Annotated in this window: 17 protein-coding genes; 5 read left to right on the top strand and 12 right to left on the bottom strand. The window is 70.0% G+C overall.

What is annotated here, in order from left to right; translation table 11 throughout:
- Positions 1 to 496: 496 nt before the first annotated feature.
- Positions 497 to 1,912: a peptide ligase PGM1-related protein gene (locus ACFY3V_RS16525; RefSeq protein WP_389774014.1), complete on the top strand. Its 1,416-nt coding sequence runs from the start codon at positions 497 to 499 to the stop codon at positions 1,910 to 1,912.
- Here ACFY3V_RS16525 and ACFY3V_RS16520 read toward each other — a convergent pair.
- On the bottom strand, positions 1,871 to 2,089 hold the full coding sequence (locus ACFY3V_RS16520; protein ID WP_350943452.1) for an SCO4848 family membrane protein: 219 nt from the start codon (positions 2,087 to 2,089) through the stop codon (positions 1,871 to 1,873). The genes ACFY3V_RS16525 and ACFY3V_RS16520 overlap by 42 nt on opposite strands.
- 87 nt (positions 2,090 to 2,176) lie before the next feature.
- On the opposite strand from ACFY3V_RS16520, the gene ACFY3V_RS16515 reads away from it, so the two are divergent.
- Positions 2,177 to 3,385 (top strand): D-alanyl-D-alanine carboxypeptidase, encoded by a 1,209-nt coding sequence (locus ACFY3V_RS16515; protein ID WP_362896189.1) that lies wholly within the window; start codon positions 2,177 to 2,179, stop codon positions 3,383 to 3,385.
- Between the two features lie 233 nt (positions 3,386 to 3,618).
- On the opposite strand, the gene ACFY3V_RS16510 is transcribed toward ACFY3V_RS16515, so the two are convergent.
- The 5 genes from ACFY3V_RS16510 to ACFY3V_RS16490 form a co-directional block, all read right to left on the bottom strand.
- Positions 3,619 to 4,800 (bottom strand): hypothetical protein, encoded by a 1,182-nt coding sequence (locus ACFY3V_RS16510; RefSeq protein WP_389774010.1) that lies wholly within the window; start codon positions 4,798 to 4,800, stop codon positions 3,619 to 3,621.
- The gene (locus ACFY3V_RS16505) at positions 4,797 to 5,150 is read right to left on the bottom strand and encodes a PadR family transcriptional regulator (protein WP_362896185.1); all 354 of its coding nucleotides are present in this window, start codon (positions 5,148 to 5,150) and stop codon (positions 4,797 to 4,799) included. The genes ACFY3V_RS16510 and ACFY3V_RS16505 overlap by 4 nt, the downstream gene beginning before the upstream one ends.
- Positions 5,151 to 5,214: 64 nt before the next feature.
- The gene (locus ACFY3V_RS16500) at positions 5,215 to 6,147 is read right to left on the bottom strand and encodes a YihY/virulence factor BrkB family protein (RefSeq protein WP_362896183.1); all 933 of its coding nucleotides are present in this window, start codon (positions 6,145 to 6,147) and stop codon (positions 5,215 to 5,217) included.
- 182 nt (positions 6,148 to 6,329) lie between these two features.
- Positions 6,330 to 7,334 (bottom strand): tryptophan--tRNA ligase, encoded by a 1,005-nt coding sequence (gene trpS, locus ACFY3V_RS16495; RefSeq protein ID WP_362502675.1) that lies wholly within the window; start codon positions 7,332 to 7,334, stop codon positions 6,330 to 6,332.
- Between the two features lie 45 nt (positions 7,335 to 7,379).
- A complete protein-coding gene (locus ACFY3V_RS16490) occupies positions 7,380 to 8,693 on the bottom strand; it encodes a hemolysin family protein (protein ID WP_362896181.1) in 1,314 nt (437 codons plus the stop codon).
- Positions 8,694 to 8,815: 122 nt separating this feature from the next.
- On the opposite strand from ACFY3V_RS16490, the gene galE reads away from it, so the two are divergent.
- Positions 8,816 to 9,775, top strand: a complete 960-nt coding sequence (gene galE, locus ACFY3V_RS16485; RefSeq protein ID WP_350943445.1) for a UDP-glucose 4-epimerase GalE — start codon at positions 8,816 to 8,818, stop codon at positions 9,773 to 9,775.
- 94 nt (positions 9,776 to 9,869) lie between these two features.
- Here galE and ACFY3V_RS16480 read toward each other — a convergent pair whose 3' ends face one another.
- The 3 genes from ACFY3V_RS16480 to ACFY3V_RS16470 form a co-directional block, all read right to left on the bottom strand.
- Complete coding sequence (locus ACFY3V_RS16480) at positions 9,870 to 10,718, bottom strand: hypothetical protein (RefSeq protein ID WP_389774004.1); 849 nt, start codon at positions 10,716 to 10,718, stop codon at positions 9,870 to 9,872.
- A gap of 251 nt (positions 10,719 to 10,969) precedes the next feature.
- On the bottom strand, positions 10,970 to 11,947 hold the full coding sequence (locus tag ACFY3V_RS16475; protein WP_362896175.1) for a malate dehydrogenase: 978 nt from the start codon (positions 11,945 to 11,947) through the stop codon (positions 10,970 to 10,972).
- A 292-nt stretch (positions 11,948 to 12,239) separates the two neighbouring features.
- The gene (locus ACFY3V_RS16470) at positions 12,240 to 14,693 is read right to left on the bottom strand and encodes a protein kinase (protein ID WP_389774001.1); all 2,454 of its coding nucleotides are present in this window, start codon (positions 14,691 to 14,693) and stop codon (positions 12,240 to 12,242) included.
- Positions 14,694 to 14,941: 248 nt separating this feature from the next.
- On the opposite strand from ACFY3V_RS16470, the gene ACFY3V_RS16465 reads away from it, so the two are divergent.
- Positions 14,942 to 16,543, top strand: a complete 1,602-nt coding sequence (locus ACFY3V_RS16465; protein ID WP_362896171.1) for a hypothetical protein — start codon at positions 14,942 to 14,944, stop codon at positions 16,541 to 16,543.
- Positions 16,544 to 16,694: 151 nt separating this feature from the next.
- Here the strand turns inward: ACFY3V_RS16465 and ACFY3V_RS16460 are convergent, their stop codons facing one another.
- From ACFY3V_RS16460 to ACFY3V_RS16450, 3 genes are all read right to left on the bottom strand, one after another.
- Complete coding sequence (locus tag ACFY3V_RS16460; protein ID WP_350943440.1) at positions 16,695 to 17,909, bottom strand: NADP-dependent isocitrate dehydrogenase; 1,215 nt, start codon at positions 17,907 to 17,909, stop codon at positions 16,695 to 16,697.
- Between the two features lie 113 nt (positions 17,910 to 18,022).
- Positions 18,023 to 18,313 (bottom strand): DUF3017 domain-containing protein, encoded by a 291-nt coding sequence (locus tag ACFY3V_RS16455; RefSeq protein ID WP_362896168.1) that lies wholly within the window; start codon positions 18,311 to 18,313, stop codon positions 18,023 to 18,025.
- 147 nt (positions 18,314 to 18,460) lie between these two features.
- Positions 18,461 to 19,582, bottom strand: a complete 1,122-nt coding sequence (locus ACFY3V_RS16450) for a citrate/2-methylcitrate synthase (RefSeq protein ID WP_389773997.1) — start codon at positions 19,580 to 19,582, stop codon at positions 18,461 to 18,463.
- Positions 19,583 to 19,763: 181 nt separating this feature from the next.
- Between ACFY3V_RS16450 and ACFY3V_RS16445 the strand changes: the two genes are divergently transcribed.
- Entirely contained in the window at positions 19,764 to 20,420 is a 657-nt protein-coding gene (locus ACFY3V_RS16445) for an FHA domain-containing protein (protein WP_350943436.1), read from the top strand.
- Positions 20,421 to 20,615 lie beyond the last annotated feature (195 nt).

The following is a 20,615-nucleotide window of genomic DNA, read 5'->3' as shown; positions in this document are numbered from 1 at the left end:
ACGCACCGTGCAACTGCCCAGGATCTCGAAACCCATGAGGCAGTCTCGAAAAAAGCGATCGCCGCACCGACGGACCGGAGTGGGGTCTCACGGGCCGCGTCAGCACGGGCTGGTCGGTCACCGACGCGTGAGCGGCAGGCCGGTGCCCCGGGGAAGCCGTCGCGTTGGCGATGACAACGACTTTATCCCTCCTCCCGAGCAGCTCGCCGACATCCAGGCCAAATGTTTTGGCACCCCATGCCCCACTCGTACACCTTCCGACCCGGGATGACCAGGAAAGATAGCCCAAATTGACTATGAGACGATGGTCGTATCGGGGGAGGGCGGGTACCGGGGGGACGTCACCACCGGACCATTCCCAAACATCGCCGACCTGGCAATTTACGTGACCTCAGGTGCCGGTCATCGAACCCGGCGGAGTGATGCAAACGGGAGGAATGCGTGTTTCACTCCTCACATGATCACTAACATCCCATTCGGGGAGAGGCAGTCGCGTTTGAGCATATTCGAACCGGACGAGGGCACCCTGGTGGTCCTCCCCTCGCTGTCGCTTCCCCAGGATGAGCTGCGCAGGATCACCGGCGCCCTCTCCTACGAGGAGCGGCTGCTGTTTCTCCTCCTCACCCTGAGGAAGCCGAAGGTCGAGGTCGTCTACCTGACCTCGACGCCGGTGGACAGCGCGGTCGTGGACTACTACCTGGGCTTCCTCGACGATCCCGACGAGGTCCGTACCCGCCTGCGGATGATCAGTTTGGATGATCCTGACACGCATCCGCTCACCGAGGCGCTGCTGCGCCGCCCGGACGTGATCGCGCGCATCCGTGCCGCCCTCGGCGACCCCCCGCAGGGCGACGTCCCCTCGGACGCGGGCAGGAACGACAGACCCGCCTGGATGGTGCCGTTCGTGGTGAGCGAGTACGAGGAGCGCCTCGCGGGGATCCTCTCCCTGCCGATCTACGGCCCCGCCACCTCCCTCGCCCACCTGGGTTCCAAGAGCGGCGGGCGCGTGATCGGCGACGAGGCAGGGGTGCCGCTGGTCAGGGGCTTCGGCGACCTGCGCTCGCTGACCGAGGTGGAACACGCCGCCCGCGCGATGAAGCCCGCGAGCAGGCTCATGGTCAAGCTCAACAACAGCTACTCGGGGCTCGGCAACGCCATCGTGACCAAGGACGACCGGCCACTCGCCTCCTGCCCCACGAGCTTCTCCGCCTCCGACGAGAACTGGACGACGTTCGCCGAGAAGGTCGCCGAGCGGGGAGCGGTGATCGAGGAGTTCATCGAGGACCGGCCGCTGCGCTCCCCCAGCGCGCTGGCCCGGATCACCCCCGGCGGCTCGTACGACGTGGTCGCCACCCACGAGCAGGTCCTCGGCGGCCCCAACGGCGACGTCTACCAGGGCTGTTGCTTCCCCGCCCGGCAGGAGTACCGGGCCGAGCTGGGCGAGTACGCCGAGCGGATCGCCAGGATCCTCGCGGGCCGCGGGGTGGTGGGGCTGTTCGGCATCGACTTCTTCGCCGTCAAGACCGACGGCGGCTACCGGACGCTGATGTGCGAGATCAACCTGCGCATCGGCGGCACCACCCACCCGTTCGGCGCCGCCCTCCTGACCACCGGCGCGTCGTACGATCCGGAAAGCCACACGCTCGTGCACGCGGGCCGGCCGAAGCACTACGTGGCGACGGACAACTGCGCCTCGCCCTCCCTTCGGGGCCGTCTGCCCGGTGAGGTGGTCAAGCTGATCCACGACGAGGGCCTCGGCTTCGACCGCGAGCGCCGCACCGGGAACGTGCTGCACATGCTGGGCGGGGTCACGAAGTACGGCAAGCTCGGGTTCACCAGCATCGGCGACTCCGCCGAGGAGGCCGCCGAGCTACACGGAAGGACGCTCGTCACGCTTCGCCAGAGCGCGTAGGCCGATCGCACCGAGCACGATCGCCAGCACGATGTTGACGGCGATCAGGATTCCGTGGACCACGTAGAAGGCCGTCGGATGACCATCCGCCAGGTTGAAGCCAAGGGTGATCCATTCGAAGATCATGAAAGCGGCAAGGCCGATCAGGAAAGCGGCTGTCTTTCGCGTTATTCGCATGGTGTCAGTATTCCGCCGAGTGGTTCGCAGCTGGTCAGGGCACCTGTAACTCCATGCGAACCGGTACGAAGCTACCCTGAGCTCATCATGGGGATCAAACATGTCGCACCCGTCGGGGTGCTGCTCGCGGCGACCGCCCTCCTCGGCGCGCCCGCACAGGCCCGGGTCGCGGACGCGCCCGCGGCGGCCGGTTCGCCGGACCTGCGCACGGGTGCCGTTCCAGTGGCCGCGCGCCACGAGAGGGAGCCGGTCGGCGGCTCCCGGCTCGGGGGGCGAGGTCTCATCCTCCCGGCGGGTGTGAAGGCCCCTCCCAAGACGGCCGCGAAGTCGTACGTGATCGCCGACGCCGAGACCGGTGAGGTGCTGGCCGCCAAGGACGCCCACGGGCGCTACCTTCCCGCGAGCACGCTGAAGGCGCTCACCGCCCTCACCCTCATCCCCAAGCTGGACAAGAAGCTGAAGATCACGCCGAGCAGGCGCGCGGTGAACGAGGAGGGCAGCGCGGTCGGCCTGGTCCCCAAGCCTCTCTACACCGTCGAGGACCTGTTCAAGGCGCTGATGCTGGTCTCGGGCAACGACTGCGCGATGGCCCTCGCCGAGGCCAACGGCGGCCTCGCCACGACCCTGGCGGACATGAACGCCGAGGCCAAGCGCCTGCAGGCGTTCGACACGGTGGCCAAGACCCCGAGCGGGCTGGACAAGCCCGGCCAGAGCAGTTCGGCCTACGACCTGGCACTGATCGCCCGCGCCGGCCTGGCCAACGCCGATTTTCGGCGATATATCAGCACAAAGACCGACAAGTTCCCGGCGCCCAAGGGCTACTACGAGATCGGCAACCACAACAAGCTGCTCTGGCGCTACAAGGGCATGATCGGCGTCAAGAACGGCTGGACCTCCAAGGCCCTGGGCAGCTTCGTCGGCGCGGCGAAGCGCGACGGCCACACCGTCATCGTGTCGATCATGCGGCATGACGGCTACTTCTGGGAGGAGGTCGCCGACCTGCTCGACTGGGGATTCGCCAACCGCGGCAAGGTCGTCCCGGTCGGCCAACTGGTCGACCCGGTCCCCGAGCCCGCCCCGCTGCCCACCGGGCCCGCCGCCTCGGCGCCCCCTGCCGCGGCCCCCGAACTCCCCGCTCCGGTCTCCGCGCAGGACCCGGCCGCGGCCACGAGACCCGCCGACGAGGGAGTCCCCGCCACCTACTACGCCCTCGGCGCCGTCCTGCTCACCGTCCTGCTCGGTGGCCTGACCTGGCTGGCGTACGGCCTGCGCGGACGCTCCCGCCGGGCACGCTGACGAGAGCCCTCAAGAGAGCCCGCACGAGAGCCGGCGCCGCCCGGAGCGACCCGCTCCGGGCGGCGCGCACGATCCCGCGCATCGGAATCGGCGCCGGCGCCTCCACTCCGGCGAACGTCCGCTCCGGGCGGTGCGTGCGACACCACGCCCCTCGGAGAGATCCGCTCCGGACACGCGTACGCCCCGGAGCGACCCGAGGCGGCACGCACGGCCCCGCCGCGAAGGGCGGCCCTTCACCCCTCGACCGGCCCCCGGCCGCTCCTGGCCGGTGCCGCCGGAAGGATCCTCATCCCCAGGACGACACCCCCGACGACGAGGGCGAGGAGCAGCACCGCCTGGCCGACCATGCCGAGGGTGATGGTCCGGCTTATCCCGTCGGCGAAGCCGAAGTGGTGGCTCAGCCCGACCAGGCGAGCACACAGCGTCGGCAGCGCCAGGATCGCGAGAGCCAGCGGCCACGACGGGGTGCGCCGCGCGGGTGCGTACGCGTGCACGCAGACGTACGCGACGCCGGCCCCCAGGACGAACGCGCTTCTGAGGCCGAGCTCGTCCAGCCACGGCCATACCCAGGCGACGGTCGCGGCGGGAGACGCGATCACCTCGTACAGCGCGGCGACGGCGACACCGGCGGCGAGCGGAGGGAGCAGAAGCCACGGTGACCGCCGCGCGGGGCGCGAGTCCCGCTGGAAACCGGCCCACAGGGCCGTCACGGTGACCAGGGGGGCCAGAAGGCCGGCGAGCGCGAGCCCGGGGAAGCCGTTCAGGGACGTCTGGACCAGAATCGGCAGCCCCGCCGCGAGCGCGACAAGCGCCGGCGTTCTGGCCGCGCGGGGGTGACCGAGGAGGAGCGCCGCGAACGGGGCGAACCACAGGGGGCCGGTGAGAACCCCCAGGATGTTCGCGAGCCGCTCAGGCGACCCCGCCGGACCCGCCGCCTGTGCGAGCAGGGGCTCGGCCGTGCCGATCATCCCGTACGCACGCAGGGCGACCACGGCGGTCAGGGTGCCGAGGAACGCCTGGAGGCCCAGTCCCAGCAGGGCCGTCAGGCGGACCGTCTCGCCCCACGCGAGGAATCTGGGCTCCGCGCCACCCGCTCCGCCGAGGCGGACCCGGACCGCGAGCACGGCGATACTGGCGATCTCCGACCAGCGCGGCCGGGGCCCGTCGGCGTCGGAGACGCCGGGCGAGCCCTCCAGGAACACCGAGACCATCTCCTCCTCGCGCTCGGCGCGGTAGGAGGCGGGCAGCAGGCGCAGCCAGTGGCGGTAGCGCCTTTCCAGCAGGCTCGTCGGCGCACCGTCGTCCCCGCCCTCCCTCACGCGGGCGTCCTCGCCCTCTTTCGCGTAGGCGTCCCCGCTCCCCCTCACCTGGGCGCCCTCGCCCTCTTTCACGTGGGCGTCCTCGCTCTCTCTCACGCGGGGCCTCCCGCGACGGAGGGGCGGCCCTGCCGGGCGCGGAGACGGTCGACGGCGGTCCTCGCGTTCTCCGCGAGCCGGACGGCCTCTGCCTCCAGCGTCCGTGAACCGGAGTCGGTGATCCGGTAGTAACGGCGCAGCCGTCCCTGCTGGACCTCCTCGCGGTCGAGGGCCACCAGCCCGTCGCCCGCGAGCCGGTCGAGCACGCCGTAAAGCGTGCCGACCTTGAGCCGAACCCGCCCGCCGGACAGTTCCTCGACCTCCCGCACGATGCCGTAGCCGTGACACGGCTCGGCGACCAGCGCGGTGAGGATGAGAAACGCCGGCTCCGTCATCACTCTCGGAGTCATGCCTGACAACATATATCGGGGAACAAGATATAGCGAGCGGCGGAGCTCGCGGGATTGCGGGGGATCAGGCGCGGAGGGCGGTCGTCGGGACCGGGGTGGGATCGGGCGGGGGGCCGAGGGACGCGGTGGCGGTCCAGGCGGCGGCGTACATGATCACCCGAGCCGAGAGGTTGAGCCAGACCAGCAGGCCGACGACCACGGCGAACACCCCGTAGACGGGATTGTTCAGGGTGCCGGAAAGGATGAGCACGGCGAGTTGCTTGAGCAGGGCGAAACCGACCGCGCCGAACAGCGCGCCGCGCAGCAGCACCCGCAGCGGCTGCCTGGAGCGGCCCAGCCAGCGCAGGATGACCAGGAAGACCACGACGTCGGTGAGCACGCTCACCGTCAATCCCGCCAGCCAGATCGTGACGGTGGCCACCGGCGAACCCGCCAGACCGAGCCACCCGGCCACGACCCCGCTCGCCTGGGTGGCGAACCCCCCGATCAGCACCGACAACACCAGCGTGGTGCCGATGAGCAGGAGCGCGGCCAGATCCCTCAGCTTGGCCAGGACGAAGTTGAGCGGCGCCTCGGTCGTCATGAAGATCTCGCGCAACGCGCCGCGCAGCGCGTCGATCGCGCCGAGTCCGGCGTAGAGGAGCCCGAGCAGGCCGATGATCCCGGCACTGGTCCGGGACTCGGCGATCTGCTGGATCGGCAGCTTGTCGGCGAGGCCCGGCAGATACTGGTTGATCGCCGTCTGCAGGGTCACGATGGCGTCGGGCCTGACGGAGAGGAAATAGCCGAAGACCGCGAAGGCGAGCGCGATGATCGGGAAGAACGACAGGAAGGCGAAGTAGCTGACCGCTCCGGCGAGCCGGTCACCGGACTGGATCTGGTAGCGCTGGAAGGTCCTGACCAGATGATCCAGCCATCGCCACCTGATCCGGGCCGCACCAAACGCCCTCCCGAACCGCTCACGGGCCGATTGGATACGTTCCAGCACGCTTGTCACGTGCGCCCCCTACCCAATCACCGCCGTCCCGATCGTGAACGGCGGCGAAAAAACAGCCGTGCGTACACGAGAGATCACGCAGCGGGCGGGAGGTCGCCCGAACCCGTACGAAGGAAGGTCGTCAGGGCCGTGTGGAGGCGTCGCGGTCCGGCTGAGAACACCGCCCGGACCGCGACGGAAGATCATGAAGTGGGCAGGAAGCCCACCCGGTCACGCACCTTGGCCATGGTCTCGGCGGCCACCGCGCGGGCCCTGGTCGCCCCGACGGCGAGCATCCGGTCGAGCTCCGCCTCGTTGGCGAGCAGCTTCTCGGTGCGCTCGCGGATCGGGGTGAAGGTGTCGATCACCACCTCGGCCACGTCCTTCTTGAACGTGCCGTACCCCTGCCCGGCGTAGCGCGCCTCCAGCTCGGGGATCGGGACGCCGCTCAGCGCGGACTGGATGCGCAGCAGGTTGGTGACGCCGGGCTTGTTCTCGTCGTCGGCGAGGACCTCGGAGCCGGTGTCGGTCACCGCACGCATGATCTTCTTGCGGAGCGGCCCCGGCTGCTCCAGCAGGTCCAGGATCCCGGTGGGCGAGGAGGAGGACTTCGACATCTTCGCCGTGGGCTCCTGGAGGTCGGTGATCTTCTCGACCCCCTTGACGATGTGCGGGTCCGGCAGCGTGAAGGTCTCGCCGAAGCGGTGGTTGAAGCGCTGCGCGAGGTCGCGGGTGAGCTCCAGGTGCTGCTTCTGGTCGGCGCCGACCGGCACCTGGTTGGCCTGGTAGAGCAGGATGTCGGCCGCCTGCAGGATCGGGTAGGTGAACAGCCCGACACTGGCCGAGCTCTCACCGGCCTTCGCCGCCTTGTCCTTGAACTGGGTCATCCGCCCGGCCTCGCCCATCCCGGTGAGGCAGATCAGCACCCAGGCCAGCTCGGTGTGCTCGCGGACGTGGCTCTGCACGAAGACCGTGGAGCGCTCGGGGTCGAGACCCGCGGCGAAGAGCTGGGCCGCGGCGACCCTGGAGCGCCTGCGCAGCACCTCCGGCTGGTAGTCCACGGTGATCGCGTGCAGGTCGACGACGCAGTAGAACGCGTCGTACCCCTCCTGCATGGCGACGTACTGCCTGATGGCACCGAGGTAGTTTCCCAGGTGGAAGGAGTCTGCGGTCGGCTGGATTCCCGACAGGACACGAGGACTGGCCATAGCAGCCAATTCTGTCAGCTGTCGGGAGTGCTTGGTTCGCGAGGCTCAGCCCTCGGAGGCGGGCGGCACCTCCTGGCGCGGCGCGCTCCGCTTGATCCTGACCCGGGAGACCCTGCGGCCGTCCATGTCGGTGACCGTGAGGTCGAACCCCGGGATCTCCACCCGATCCCCCAGCGCGGGAAGGTGTCCGAGCGCTCCCATGACGAACCCGCCGAGGGTCTCGTACGGACCGTCGGGCAGGCGGATCCCGGTCTCGGCCGCCACCTCGTCGAGGTTGGCCAGACCGTCGAGCTCGACCTCTCCCGCGGGCAGTGCGACGTGCTCGTCCGCCACGTCGTGCTCGTCGCGGATGTCGCCGATCAGCTCCTCGACGAGGTCCTCCAGGGTGACGATGCCCGCCGTTCCGCCGTACTCGTCGACCACGATCGCCAGGTGGTGCCCCTCCTTGCGCATCTCCGACAGCGTCGCCATCAGCCGCTTGCTGGTGGGGACCAGCTTGACCGGGCGGATCGGCACCAGCTCGCTGATCGGCTCGATGGACCCGGTCAGCACCGGGTCGAGCAGGTCGCGGATGTGGACGAAGCCCACGATGTCATCGTAGGAGTCGCGATAGACGGGAAAGCGGGAGTGCGGCATGGCCGCGGCCAGGACCGCCGCCTCGGCCAGCCGCGTGTCGACGGACATGAACTCCACCTCGGTGCGCGGCAGCATCACCTCGCGTAGCTGCCGCTTGCCCGCCGCGAAGACCTCCCCGATCAGGTGGCGCTCGTCGGCGGTGAGTTCGTGGTGCCCCACCACCATGTCGCGCAACTCCTCGGTGGAGATCTCCTCGCGGTCGGCACGGGGGTCGCCGCCGAGCAGCTTGACGACCCCGTCGGTGGACTTGGACAGCGTCCAGATGATCGGCCGCGACAGCAGGGCCATCCGGTCGAGGAACGGCGCGACCAGCAGGGAGATCCCCTCGGCCCGCTGCCGGGCGATGCGCTTGGGGACCAGCTCGCCGAGGACGAGCGAGGCGTACGAGATCGCCAGCGTCACCAGCACCAGGGAGAGCGGGGCCGCCACGGCCTCGGGCGTCCCCCAGCCGGTCACCACGGGGATGAGGTCCTGGGCGAGGGTGTCGGCGCCGAAGGCGGCCGAGAGCATGGTCGCCACGGTGACGCCGATCTGCACGGCGGACAGGAAGCGGTTGGGGTCGCGAGCGAGCTTCGCCGCCCTCGCCCCCCTGCGGCCCTGGGCGTCGAGCCGCCTGACCTGGCTCTCCCTGAGGGAGACCATGGCCATCTCGGCCGCGGCGAAGAATCCCCCGATCAGTACGAAGAGCATGACCAAGGCGATGTTCGCCAGGACGCTGTTCACGAGATCGTCTCCGTCATGGCGGTCGCCCGTTCCGGCGGTGGTCGATATTTGATGTGCCAGCATATGCTGGCAATAGACTTACAAAAGTAAACAAGTACAAACATCATCAAACAGGAGGCCCCGTGAAGCTGCTCGTCACCGGAGGCGCCGGATACATCGGCGGCGTCGTGGCGGCGCGACTCGTCGAGGCGGGCCACGAGGTCACCGTGCTGGACGACCTCTCCACCGGCCACGCCGACGCGGTGCCACCGGGCGCCCGTTTCGTCGAAGGGTCGATCACCGAGGCCGCCGGCCTGCTGACCGGCATGGACGGCGTGCTCCACTTCGCGGCGAAGTCCCTCGTCGGCGAGTCGGTGGAACGGCCGGACCTCTACTGGGCGCACAACCTCGGCGGCACCCTCGCCCTGCTCGACGCCATGCGGAGCGCGGGAGTGGGACGGATCGTCTTCTCCTCCACCGCCGCGACGTACGGCGAGCCGGAGCGCTCCCCGATCGAGGAGACCGACCCGACCCGGCCGACCAACCCCTACGGCGCGTCCAAGCTCGCGGTCGACACCGCGCTGAGCGCGTTCGCCGGACTGTACGGCCTGGCCGCGGTGAGCCTGCGCTACTTCAACGTGGGCGGCGCCTACACCGCCGCGGACGGCGGCGTCTACCGCGAGCGTCACACCGTGGAGACCCACCTGATCCCCAACGTCCTCGCCGTCGCACTCGGCGGTCGCGAGTCGGTCAGCGTGTTCGGCACGGATTACCCCACTCCCGACGGCACATGCGTGCGCGACTACATCCACGTGGCCGACCTCGCCGAAGCCCACCTGCTGGCACTGGACGCCTGCTCGGCGGGCGAGCACAAGATCTACAACCTGGGCAGCGGGACGGGCTTCTCCGTGCAGGAGGTGCTGTCGGTCTGCCGTGAGGTCACCGGCCACGAGATCCCCGCGGTCGTGCGCGAGCGCCGCGCCGGCGACCCGGCCGTGCTGGTCGCCTCGTCCGCCAAGATCCAGCGTGAGCTCGGCTGGAAGCCCGAGCACCCGTCGATCCGCGACGTCGTCGCCGACGCCTGGGCCGCCCTGCGCGGCTGACACAGCGCCCTCGTCTGCCCTCGTCTGCCGTCGTCTGCCCTCGTCTGCCGCCGCCTGCCGCCGTCCATGGGAACGTGCGGCCGGGCGGCCACGCCTACCTCAAGCGGAGGCGAGCCGTGTTGTTGGCGGGACGGCGGTCGCCCAGCCGAAGAGAGTAGACGGTCGCCTCGGCCCTGGGCGCGTGCGCGCGGGCCACGAAGGCGAGCGTGAAGCTCACCCGCCTGCCCGCGCCGACCGTACGAAGCCTGCACCCGACATAGGCGGGGAGGGAGTCGCAGCGCGCCCCCCTCGCCGACATGAGGCGCGCCCCGCCGGTGTCGAAGAGGACCCCCGCGTCGTGGACGCGCCGCGGTCCCCGGTTGCGCACCACCGCGGCCACGGTCACCAGGCGGCCCGCCCGCGTCGTACGCGCCACCCGCGACAACCGGACCGCCAGATCCGTACCCTCGTCCACCTCGGTCAGCGTCTCGGAGACATTGTCCGTCTCGTCCTCGTCCACGACCTCGGAGGAGATCGTCGCGCTCGCCCTCAGCGGCCCCCTCGCGCCGGACCTCACCAGCCCCGTGATCGTCACCCCACCGGCCTGACCTGCCATGACATCCTTCACCGAGGGGCAGACCACCTCCCCTGCCACCGCGCCGGGACGGCACTCGGCGACGTTCACGCCGATCACCGCCACCTCTTCCGGCAGCCGGACGGTCAGCAGCGGAAGCACCGCGTCCCCCGGCCCGTCGTTGCGCACCTCGGCCCGGTAGGTGATCGGCTGCCCCGGCTGCGCGCGCTTCGGGGAGGCCGTGAGCCGAACCGACAGGTCGGCGGCCCCCCAGGTGTCGTCCCCTGGCGAGGCGAACGCTCCCCGAGGTGTCGCGACGAGCGCGAGACAGATCACCCCGGCGACGACCCTCACCGCGGCGTACTCCCTGAACACCGATCCCCCGGCCACAAGTGATCATTGAACGCCGGGTCACGCCGCTCCGCGACGATCGACACGCCGCTTTCTCCCCTCGCCGTCCGCGCCGCGAAGGTGCGGAGGAGCCTCCCGACGCCGCGCGGAGAAAGGGCCGGGAACGCGAACGGGGCCCCGGCATGCCGGGGCCCCGTTCGCGGGGCGGCTCAGGTCGAAGAGCGCGTGACGGGCTCGGACCGGAGAACGTGCAGGTGCTCGGATCGAAAACCGCCTGGCCGCGTGGCCGCTCAGACCAGACCGAGCTCGCGCACCGCGGAACGCTCCTCCTCCAGCTCGCGCACCGTGGCGTCGATGCGCTCGCGCGAGAAGGCGTCGATCTCCAGCCCCTGGACGATCTCCCACTTGCCGTCGCGCGAGGCGACGGGGAAGGACGAGATGAGCCCCTCGGGAACGCCGTACGAGCCGTCGGAGGGGATCGCCGCCGAGGTCCAGTCGGTGCCGTTGACCCAGTCGAAGACGTGGTCGATCGCCGCGTTGGCGGCGGAGGCGGCCGAGGACGCGCCCCGGGCCTCGATGATCGCGGCGCCGCGCTTGGCGACGGTGGGGATGAAGGTGTCACGCAGCCAGGCGTCGTCGACCAGCTCAGCGGCGATCTTGCCGCCGACCTCGGTGTGGAAGAGGTCGGGGTACTGAGTGGCGGAGTGGTTGCCCCAGACGGTCATCTTCTTGATCTCGGAGACCGGGACCTGGAGCTTGGCGGCGAGCTGGGAGATCGCGCGGTTGTGGTCGAGACGCATCATCGCGCTGAAGCGCTCGGCCGGGACGTCCGGGGCGTGCTGCTGGGCGATGAGCGCGTTGGTGTTGGCCGGGTTGCCGACCACCAGCACGCGGATGTCGTCCGCCGCGTTGTCGTTGATCGCCTTACCCTGCGGGCCGAAGATGCCGCCGTTGGCCTGGAGGAGGTCACCGCGCTCCATGCCCTTGCTGCGGGGACGGGCCCCGACCAGCAGCGCGATGTTGGCGCCGCTGAACGCCACGTTCGGGTCGTCGGTGACCTCGATGCCGCTCAGCAGCGGGAACGCGCAGTCGTCGAGCTCCATCGCGGTGCCCTCCGCGGCCTTCACGGCCTGCGGGATCTCCAGGAGGCTCAGCTTGACCGGGACGTCCGCGCCCAGCAACTGGCCCGAGGCGATGCGGAAAAGCAGCGCGTAGCCGATCTGACCGGCGGCGCCGGTGACGGTGACCTTTACGGGAGTCTGGGCCATGACCTTCCCCCACTCGAAGGATGAATTGTGACGCTCGGATGCTACCCGTCCACCGTGGACGACCGTCCGGCGAGTGCCTTGATCGGCCCTCCGGGTGGCGGGACCGGTGCGACGAACGCCCCGCCGACCGCGGGTGAGAGCACCTCCTACGTCCATCCGCCGATGGACGCCGATGGACGCCGGTGCCCACCGGTGGACCGCCGGCCCGTCTCCGGACGTCGGCCGAATGTCACGACCGGGTGACCGGCTCCCTCCGGGTCCGGTTCCCCCGGCAAGGTCGTGTGACGGCGCGTCAGGAGCAGGGGGCCATGGTGGGGAGGTTGTTCTCCCGCTCAGAGAACTCGACCTTGGAGAAGTGCTTGTCGAGCAGCTTACGGACCGCGCCGCTCCGGTAGAGGTCGGCGATCGCCCCCCTGACTGCCTCGCAGGTGCGCACGTCGCCCCTCTTGAGCGCCACCGCGTAGCGCTCGTCGGTGAGCTTCAGGCCGAGCAGCTTGTAGTGGATGCTCTCCCGGTTGCCGAAACCGGCGAGCAGCAGGTCGTCGCCGGGGATCGCGTCGACCTCGCCGGCGGCCAGCTTGTTGACGCAGTCGGAGTAGGTCTCCACGGGAACCAGCGTGAGCCGCTCCACCGCCCCCTGCAGGACCGCCACGGCCGCGCTGAAGGCGGGCTGGCACATCCGGCTGCCCTCCAGGCCCTTCACGGTCACGATCGGCGAACCGTCCTTGACGAGCGCGTCGACGTGGGCGAGGTAGTACGGCCCCGCGAAGGTGACGTCGTCGGTGTCGTTGATCGAGTACGTGGCCAGGACGAGGTCGACGTCACCGTTCGCCAGCAGTTTCGGCCGGTCGGGACGGGCGGTGGCCCGGAAGGTGACACCGCTCTCCGGCACCCCCAGCGCCTTGGCGATCTCAAGGGCGAGGTCGACCTCGAAGCCGCTCCACCTGCCCTGGTTCTTCAGCGCGATGCCGGGCAGGGAGTCGCGCAGGCCGATGACGAGTTTGCCGGTCTTGGCGGCCTTGTCCGCCACAGAGGTGAACGCCGTCGGGACCGGTTCTTTCGGCCCGCCCTTGTCGACGGGCCTCGGCCACCACTGGTAGGCGGCGACCGCCCCGGCGGCGAGCAGCAGCACGGCCACCGCGGCGGCGATCCAGCGCCTCCCACGCGGGCGGCGCGGCGTCTTCTGCGTCTTCGGTGTCCCGTCGGGGATCGTGGCCGCCTGCCAGCTGGGCGGCGGCACCTCCCCGGCGTACCCCACGTACCCGGGAGACCCCGGAGACGGGGACCGGTCCCAGTGGTCGGGAGACGGCGGGCGGTCCCGGTGGTCGGGAGAAGCCGGATGGTCGTGACGGCCCGAGGAGCGGTGCTCCTGCGGGCGGTGGTCCGGGAGGCGCCGCTCCGAAGGATACGACTCGGGAGCCCGGTGGCCGGGGAAGGACGGATACTCCGGGGGATACGACTCGGGAGCGCGGTGGTCCGGGAGGGACGGGTACTCCGAGGATGTGGGGACGTGTGAGGGCCCGCCGTGGTCGGTGGGTGCGCGGCGCTCGTCCTGGCCGGCCCCGGTCCGGCTTCCCTGCCCCGGGTGAGTCCCTCCGCTCTGATCGCCGTGGCCGGGGTGGGTACGCCGGTCGTGGGCGGGATGCCGGACCTGGAACCCCGTGGACGGGAGAGGCGGGTCGTTCGGGAGACCGCCCGTCCTGGGGTTCGGAGTCCGCATGGGACTGGTGGCGTCGTCGTCACGGCCCTGACCGCCGACGTCGCGGGCATACCCCCGCTCACGGCCCTGCCCGTCGGAAAGGCCCTGCCCATGGGAACGGCCCTGGTCACCGCTTCGGTCACCGTCCTGGGTACGAGGCCGAGGCTCGTCGCGGGAGGACTTGGGGACGGCGACCTGGGCGCCCTGGGTGAGGATCGCGGGCGAGGCGTTCGCCGTCTCGGGATGGCCGAGCAGCCGGAGCAGGAGCTGGTCGGCCGAAGGTCGCATGGCGGGCGACTTGGCCAGCGCCGAACCGACCACGCCGCGCAGCGGCTCCGGCAGCATGCCGAGGTCGATCTCGTGGTTGAGGATGCGGTTGAGCACCACCGCGATCGAGCCGCCCGCGAAGACGGTCTCGCCGGTCGCGGCGAACGCGATGGTCGCCCCCCAGGCGAAGACGTCGGTGTGCGGCCCGACCTCGGCGCCGGAGATCTGCTCGGGCGCCATGTAGGCGGGGGTGCCGATGGCCCGGCTGGTGATCGTTCCGGTGGAGTCGAGGATGCGGGCGATCCCGAAGTCGACGACCCTCGGGCCGTCGGCGGCGATGAGCACGTTGTCGGGCTTGAAGTCGCGGTGCACGATCGCGGCGTGGTGGATCGCGGTGAGCGCGGTGGCCGTGCCGATCGCCAGCCGCTGCAGCGGGGCGCCCCTGAGGGGGCCGTCGGTCTCCACGACCTCGCGCAGCGACCTGCCCTCGATGTACTCGCTCGCGATGTAGGGGGTGTCGCCTTCGAGGTCGGCGTCCATCACGCCCGCCGTGCAGAACGAGGCGACCCGCTGGGCCGCCCTCGCCTCCCTGGCGAACCGGGATCTCGCGATGGCGTCGCCGGAGAACTTCACGTGCAGCAACTTGATCGCCGCCCGCTCCCCCGCGGCGTTGATCCCGAGGTAGACGACGCCCTGCCCGCCCTCGCCGACCCGCCCGACAACGCGGAACGGCCCGAGCTGGCGCGGCTCTCCCGCTTCCAGTGGCGCGATATCCGGCATCATCGTCCCCGCGGTCTCGTAATCTTCGACGTGGCAAACTTTACGGCGCCATGACCCGCCCTCTCCCGCTGTTATCCCGACGTGACCCCACATTCCTTCCGGGAACGACCGGTCTTCCGGTCGTGTCACGCCGAGAAACAACGGGCATCCCACCCACCCAATTTCCGACATTAACCCCAATCTGGCGCTCCAGCCGCTTAGATCGCTACCGTTGTACGTCCCTCAGGCAAGCCGGAGCAAAAACTTCCATGCGCCGATATATCGGTTATCGCGAGTTCGTACAGCGCGATCAGCGTTCCCTCGTCGGCACCGCCCTTCTCCTCACCGGCAGCCACGAGCAGGCCATCCGCCTCACCCTGCGCTCCTTCCACACCGTCGCCCTCTCCTGGCCGCCGCCGCTGTGGGAGAACCCCACCACGCACGCCCAGATCGCGCTCTACCGCCGCTTCCTCCAGCGGCCGAGCGCGGCGGGGCCGACGGCGCTGGTACGGATCCCGCCCCGGCAGCGGCTTCTCGTGGTCGCCTGCCTGCACGACGGCAGGTCCCGCGCGGAGATGGCCTCCCTTCTCGGGCTGCCGGAGAAGACCGTGGAGGCGGAGATCGCCGAAGCGGTCGACACCCTCACCAAGGGCAGTGAGAGCCGCCTGATCACCAGGATGGCCAACGCCGCGGGTGAGGCCTCCGTCCCCGATCTCTCCGCCCGGTCCATGCGCACGCTCAGGCGACGCCGCGCCAGGGGGATCCTGCTCACCGTGGCCGCCGCGCTCGTCCCGGTCGGACTGGTCGCCGCCTTCATCGTGCTCCAGCAGGGCGAGGTGTGGAACTCGGCGCTGGGCGAGCGCAACCAGGCCCGCGCGGCGCAGGAGCCCGTACGGGCGGTCTCCAGCCCCGAGCCCGACGGCCGGGAGCCGGACGGTTCCGCGCCCGACGGCCGGGAACAGGCCGGCGGGGAACCCGGCGGCGCCCCGGCGCCGTGGCAGGCTCCGCGGACCTCCTCGGTGATCCGCTACGCGGTCCCGGCACCGTGTCCCGAGGGCGACGCCGCACCCCCGGCGCGGGCCGGAGACGTCACCTGCGCGGGCTGGACGCTGACACTGGCTCCCGGCGGCCCCGAGAGCCCCGCTCCCGGCCCCAACGCCTGCGAGGGCCGGAAACCCTGCGAGTCGACGCTGAGCGTCCCCGACGCCGCCCAGCGCCTCGCACACGGGGACGAGGGGGAGCGCCCCCGGCTCGTCCCCGCCGTCAGCCGCGACGGGCGCCGCATCGCCTACCTCAGCGCGGCGGAGCGCCGCTATGTCGCCCATGACCTCGGCAGCGGCGTGAAGCGCCATCTGTCGCCGGTCCTCGTTCCCGCCGACACCGAGAACGGCACCGCGGTGAGCGTCTCCCCCAACGGCCGCCACTTCACCGTCACCCTCGGCGAGCGGCGTCTGCGCACCGACTTCACGACCGGCACCCTGACATCCCTGCCCGCGGAACAGATGTCCCCGGCGGAGAAGATCTCCCCCTGGCTCCGGGAGCGGTACGGGACCTGGTCGGACTCCCCCAGCGGGAGATACTCCGCCGCGATCGTCGCCGGAAAGAGCGAGAAACCTCACCGGCTCCACATCGTCGACGCCACATCACGAGATGTCTTCAAACGGCTCCCGCTTCCCGAGGTGAAGCGGCCCGCCGAGGCCGAGGTCGTGAGCTGGCTGAACAACCGCGAGGTGGTCGTGAGGATGAGCGCGAAGGCGGGAGGCGACCTCCTCGGCTTCTTCCGCGTGGACGCCGTCAACGGACGGGCGCACCGCGTACCCGGCCTCCCGGCCGACGCCTCGCTCGTCCTGGGGGCCGCGACGGCGTCGTGACCGGCCCCCCTGTGCCGGGCCATGGCCGCAACGGGAAAAGGGCCGCCGTGGGGCGGCCCTTTTCCACAGGTCCTGCGGGTTCTGCGGGTTCTGCGTGCGACGGTGCCGGCCGGGTGAGGGCCGGTGCCGCCGGAGACCGGTCGGGTGCCGGTCAGCCCATCTTCTTCTTCAGGTTCTCGTCCAGGGCCGCCAGGAAGTCCTGGGTGGTCAGCCACTTGGCGTCGCCACCGACCAGCAGGGCGAGGTCCTTGGTCATCTGGCCGCCCTCGACGGTCTCGACACAGACCTGCTCGAGCTTCTCCGCGAAGTCGATCAGCGCGGGGTTGTTGTCGAGCTTGCCGCGGTGCTGCAGACCCCGGGTCCACGCGAAGATCGAGGCGATCGGGTTCGTGGAGGTGGGGTTGCCCTTCTGGTGCTCACGGTAGTGGCGGGTCACCGTGCCGTGGGCGGCCTCGGCCTCGACGGTGCGGCCGTCGGGGGTGAGCAGGACCGAGGTCATCAGGCCGAGCGAGCCGAAGCCCTGCGCGACGGTGTCGGACTGGACGTCGCCGTCGTAGTTCTTGGCGGCCCAGACGTATCCGCCCTCCCACTTGAGCGCCGCGGCGACCATGTCGTCGATGAGGCGGTGCTCGTAGGTGATGCCGGCGGCGTCGAAGTCGGCCTTGAACTCGGTCTCGAAGACCTCGGCGAAGATGTCCTTGAAACGGCCGTCGTAGACCTTCATGATCGTGTTCTTCGTGGAGAGGTAGACCGGGTAACCGCGCGACAGGCCGTACCGCATGGAGGAGCGGGCGAAGTCGCGGATCGATTCGTCCAGGTTGTACATCGCCATCGCGACGCCGGGGCCGGGGAAGTCGTAGACGTCGAGCTCGATCGGCTCCGAGCCGTCCTTGGGGGTGTAGGTGAGGGTGAGGCTGCCCTCGCCGGGGATCTTCAGGTCGGTGGCGCGGTACTGGTCGCCGAACGCGTGACGGCCGATGATGATCGGCTTGGTCCAGCCGGGAACGAGCCTCGGCACGTTGGACATGATGATCGGCTCACGGAAGATGACACCGCCGAGAATGTTGCGGATGGTCCCGTTCGGGGACTTCCACATCTTCTTGAGGCCGAACTCCTCCACCCGAGCCTCGTCAGGGGTGATCGTGGCGCACTTGACGCCGACGCCGTACTGCTTGATCGCGTTCGCGGCGTCGATCGTCACCTGGTCGTCGGTGGCGTCGCGGTGCTCGATCCCGAGGTCGTAGTACTTCAGGTCGACGTCGAGGTAGGGAAGGATCAGCTGGTCCTTGATGAACTGCCAGATGATCCGGGTCATCTCGTCGCCGTCAAGCTCGACGACGGGGCCCTCTACCTTGATCTTGGGCATGCGTGTGGTTCCCCTTCTGAACTAATTTGGCCAGACAGTCCTTTTTGAGGCTCACTGGCCGTTGAGGCTATCGGACCGGGCCCGTCGCCTGGCGACGCACCCGTTCCTCCGACCTATCGCATCGGCATGAGCGCCGGATATTCGAGGATCAGCCCGCCCACCATGAGCGCGATTCCGAGACCCGCGAGGGTGAGGACGTCGGTCGCCTTGCGGCGCACGGCGAGCCGCCCGCCTCCGGCCAGCCTGGCCAGCGCCCCCAGCGTCATGACGGCACCCAGGGCGAAACCGCCCCACTCGGGCATGTCAAGCAGCACCGCGAAGACAATGGCGGCGACCGCGCCGACCGCCACCAGTGGGTACGCGCCCCAGCGCTCCTCGTTCGCGTTCACCGCTCGCGCGTTCACCGGCCCATCACTCGCTCTCGCCTCCGACTCATCGATTCCGACCTGTCCGATCCCGGTTCTTCTGATTCGGGGTCACATGATCCCGGTGCGCATGATCCCATTTCCTCTGATTCCAGGTCATACGATCCCTGATCACCTGATCCCGGCTCATCGCTCGGTGATCGGCTTCCACTTCTGGTCACGCTCGCCGATGTACTCGCTGTCCGGACGGATCAGCCGGTTGTCGGCGTGCTGCTCGATGACGTGCGCGGTCCATCCTGACATGCGGCTCACGGAGAAGACGGGAGTGAACAGGTCCGTCGGGATGCCGAGATAGTGGTAGACGGTCGCCGCGTAGAAGTCGACGTTCGGGTAGAGGCCCTTCGTCTCGAAGACGACCTCCTCCATCTCCTTGGACATCCGGTAGTACGTGTCGTCGCCGGACGCCTCGCCGAGCTCCCGCGACATCCTGCGCAGGTGCGTGGCCCGCGGGTCCTCGGTCTTGTAGACGCGGTGCCCGAAGCCCATGATCTTCTCTCCCGCGGAGAGCCTGTCCCGTACGGCCTGGGCGACGGCACCCGCGTCGAGCGACTCCAGGGTGCGCATGACCTGCTCGTTGGCGCCGCCGTGCAGGGGGCCCTTGAGGGTGCCGATCGCCGCCACCACGGCCGAGTGCATGTCGGACAGGGTCGCGGCGCAGACGCGGGCGGCGAACGTGGAGGCGTTCATCGTGTGGTCGGCGTGCAGGACCAGGCAGGCGTCGAAGATCTCGACCTCGCGCTCACCGGGGGTACGGCCGGTGATCTGGAGGAGGAAGTTCGCGGCCACGCTCAGCTCGGGGTCCGCGTCGGGAACGGTGGTGCCCGTCCTGGCCGCGTGGTAGCGGGCGACGAGGATCGGCTGCTGCGCGGTCAGCCTGGCGGCCTTGCGCAGGTTCGCCTCGGGGTCGTTGGTGTCCTTGTCGGGATCGTCGCCTCCGGCCAGCGAGACCAGCGTGCGCAGCGCCTCCATGGGGGCCTGCTTCTCCGCGATCTCCGGGATGTTGGCCTCGACGAGCGCGCCGAGCGTGCGCCCTCGAACCAGCTCCTCGCCGTACGCCGCCAGCTGGTCCCGGGTGGGGAGGGTGCCGTACTGGAGCAGGTGGGCGGTCTCTTCGAAGGTGGTGCGGCCCGCCAGATCGTGGATGTCGTAGCCACGATAGAAGAGGCGACCGGCCTGACCGTCGATGTCACTGAGCGCTGTGGATGCGGCTACGACATCGGCGAGACCTTTGGTGGGTTTGTCCGCCATAAGTGTTTCCTCCGCTTATCTGTGCCCGAAGTCTACCTGTGAGCAGCGGAAACCCTCCCGAGAGGTGCACGCCAATTTCACGTGGGATTCTCCTTCTGGCAAAGGCGATTCCCCATCACCTCGTCTGGGTAAGCCGGAGCTGTAGGAATAGTTACGGCGGGCTACCTGGGGAGGAACTGCCGTGGAGGGGCCGTTCATACGCATCGAGGACACAGGCGAGGTGGTCCCGTTGCGCCCCGAGATCACGACGATCGGACGTGGCCGGGGAGTGGACATCCGGCTCACCGATCCGAGTGTTTCCCGGCTGCACGCGGAATTCGTCCGGCGCGGACCCTACCTGTACGTCGTTGACCTGGGCCTGTCCCGCAACGGCACTCGGGTCAACGGTCGGCCGATCGCCCGGAGGGTGCTTGACGACGGTGACGTGGTGTCCTTCGGTGCGGCACGAGGCAGGATCGGCGGAGTGCCACGCGAGGACTTCGCCCCGGAGATCGAGCTCCGCCGCGCCGCGGCGCCGGAGCTGACCAGGCGGGAGGTTGATGTCCTGACGTCACTGTGCCGTCCGGCGCTGTCGGACGAGGCGTTCGTCGCGCCGGCCACGGCCAGGGAGATCGCCGACGATCTGGTGGTGACGGAGGCGGCTGTCAAACAGCACCTCCTGCGCCTCTACCAGAAGTTCCGGATCCCGGAGGGCACCAACCGGCGCACCAGGCTGGCGAACGAGGTCGTCGCCCTGGGACTGGTCAGGCCCACCCCCGTGGTGCCGCCGCAGCGCGCGGCCGGCGCTCCCGAGCCTCAGACCGCGTCGTCCACCACAGCGAACCGCAGGGCCTCGTGAGCGAGGCCCTGTGGCCGCGGGTTCTGTGAGCAAGGTCTCATGGACGGGCGCACCGAATGGGTCGGGCGGGTCCGGTGAGTGTCGGGCGGGTCCGGTGAGCAAGGTCTCGCGAACGAGCGAGCCGAATGTCTCGGGCGGGTCCGGATGATCCGGTCCTGCCCGAGACATTCGGTGTCGCCCGCGCTGTCAGGCGCC

The organism is Streptosporangium sp. NPDC000095, assembly GCF_042899335.1.
In the GTDB taxonomy this organism is placed as follows: domain Bacteria; phylum Actinomycetota; class Actinomycetes; order Streptosporangiales; family Streptosporangiaceae; genus Streptosporangium.
The sequence above is the reverse complement of the archived record's forward strand: the minus strand, read 5'-3'. Positions and strand labels throughout refer to the sequence as shown.

Excerpts from the sequence above, each read along its gene's own strand:
- ACFY3V_RS16520 (WP_350943452.1), bottom strand. The coding sequence starts at position 2,089 with ATGCGAATAACGCGAAAGACAGCCGCTTTCCTGATCGGCCTTGCCGCT.
- ACFY3V_RS16515 (WP_362896189.1), top strand. The coding sequence starts at position 2,177 with ATGGGGATCAAACATGTCGCACCCGTCGGGGTGCTGCTCGCGGCGACC.
- ACFY3V_RS16505 (WP_362896185.1), bottom strand. The coding sequence starts at position 5,150 with ATGACTCCGAGAGTGATGACGGAGCCGGCGTTTCTCATCCTCACCGCG.
- trpS (WP_362502675.1), bottom strand. The coding sequence starts at position 7,334 with ATGGCCAGTCCTCGTGTCCTGTCGGGAATCCAGCCGACCGCAGACTCC.
- ACFY3V_RS16475 (WP_362896175.1), bottom strand. The coding sequence starts at position 11,947 with ATGGCCCAGACTCCCGTAAAGGTCACCGTCACCGGCGCCGCCGGTCAG.
- ACFY3V_RS16470 (WP_389774001.1), bottom strand. The coding sequence starts at position 14,693 with ATGCCGGATATCGCGCCACTGGAAGCGGGAGAGCCGCGCCAGCTCGGG.
- ACFY3V_RS16465 (WP_362896171.1), top strand. The coding sequence starts at position 14,942 with ATGCGCCGATATATCGGTTATCGCGAGTTCGTACAGCGCGATCAGCGT.
- ACFY3V_RS16460 (WP_350943440.1), bottom strand. The coding sequence starts at position 17,909 with ATGCCCAAGATCAAGGTAGAGGGCCCCGTCGTCGAGCTTGACGGCGAC.
- ACFY3V_RS16450 (WP_389773997.1), bottom strand. The coding sequence starts at position 19,582 with ATGGCGGACAAACCCACCAAAGGTCTCGCCGATGTCGTAGCCGCATCC.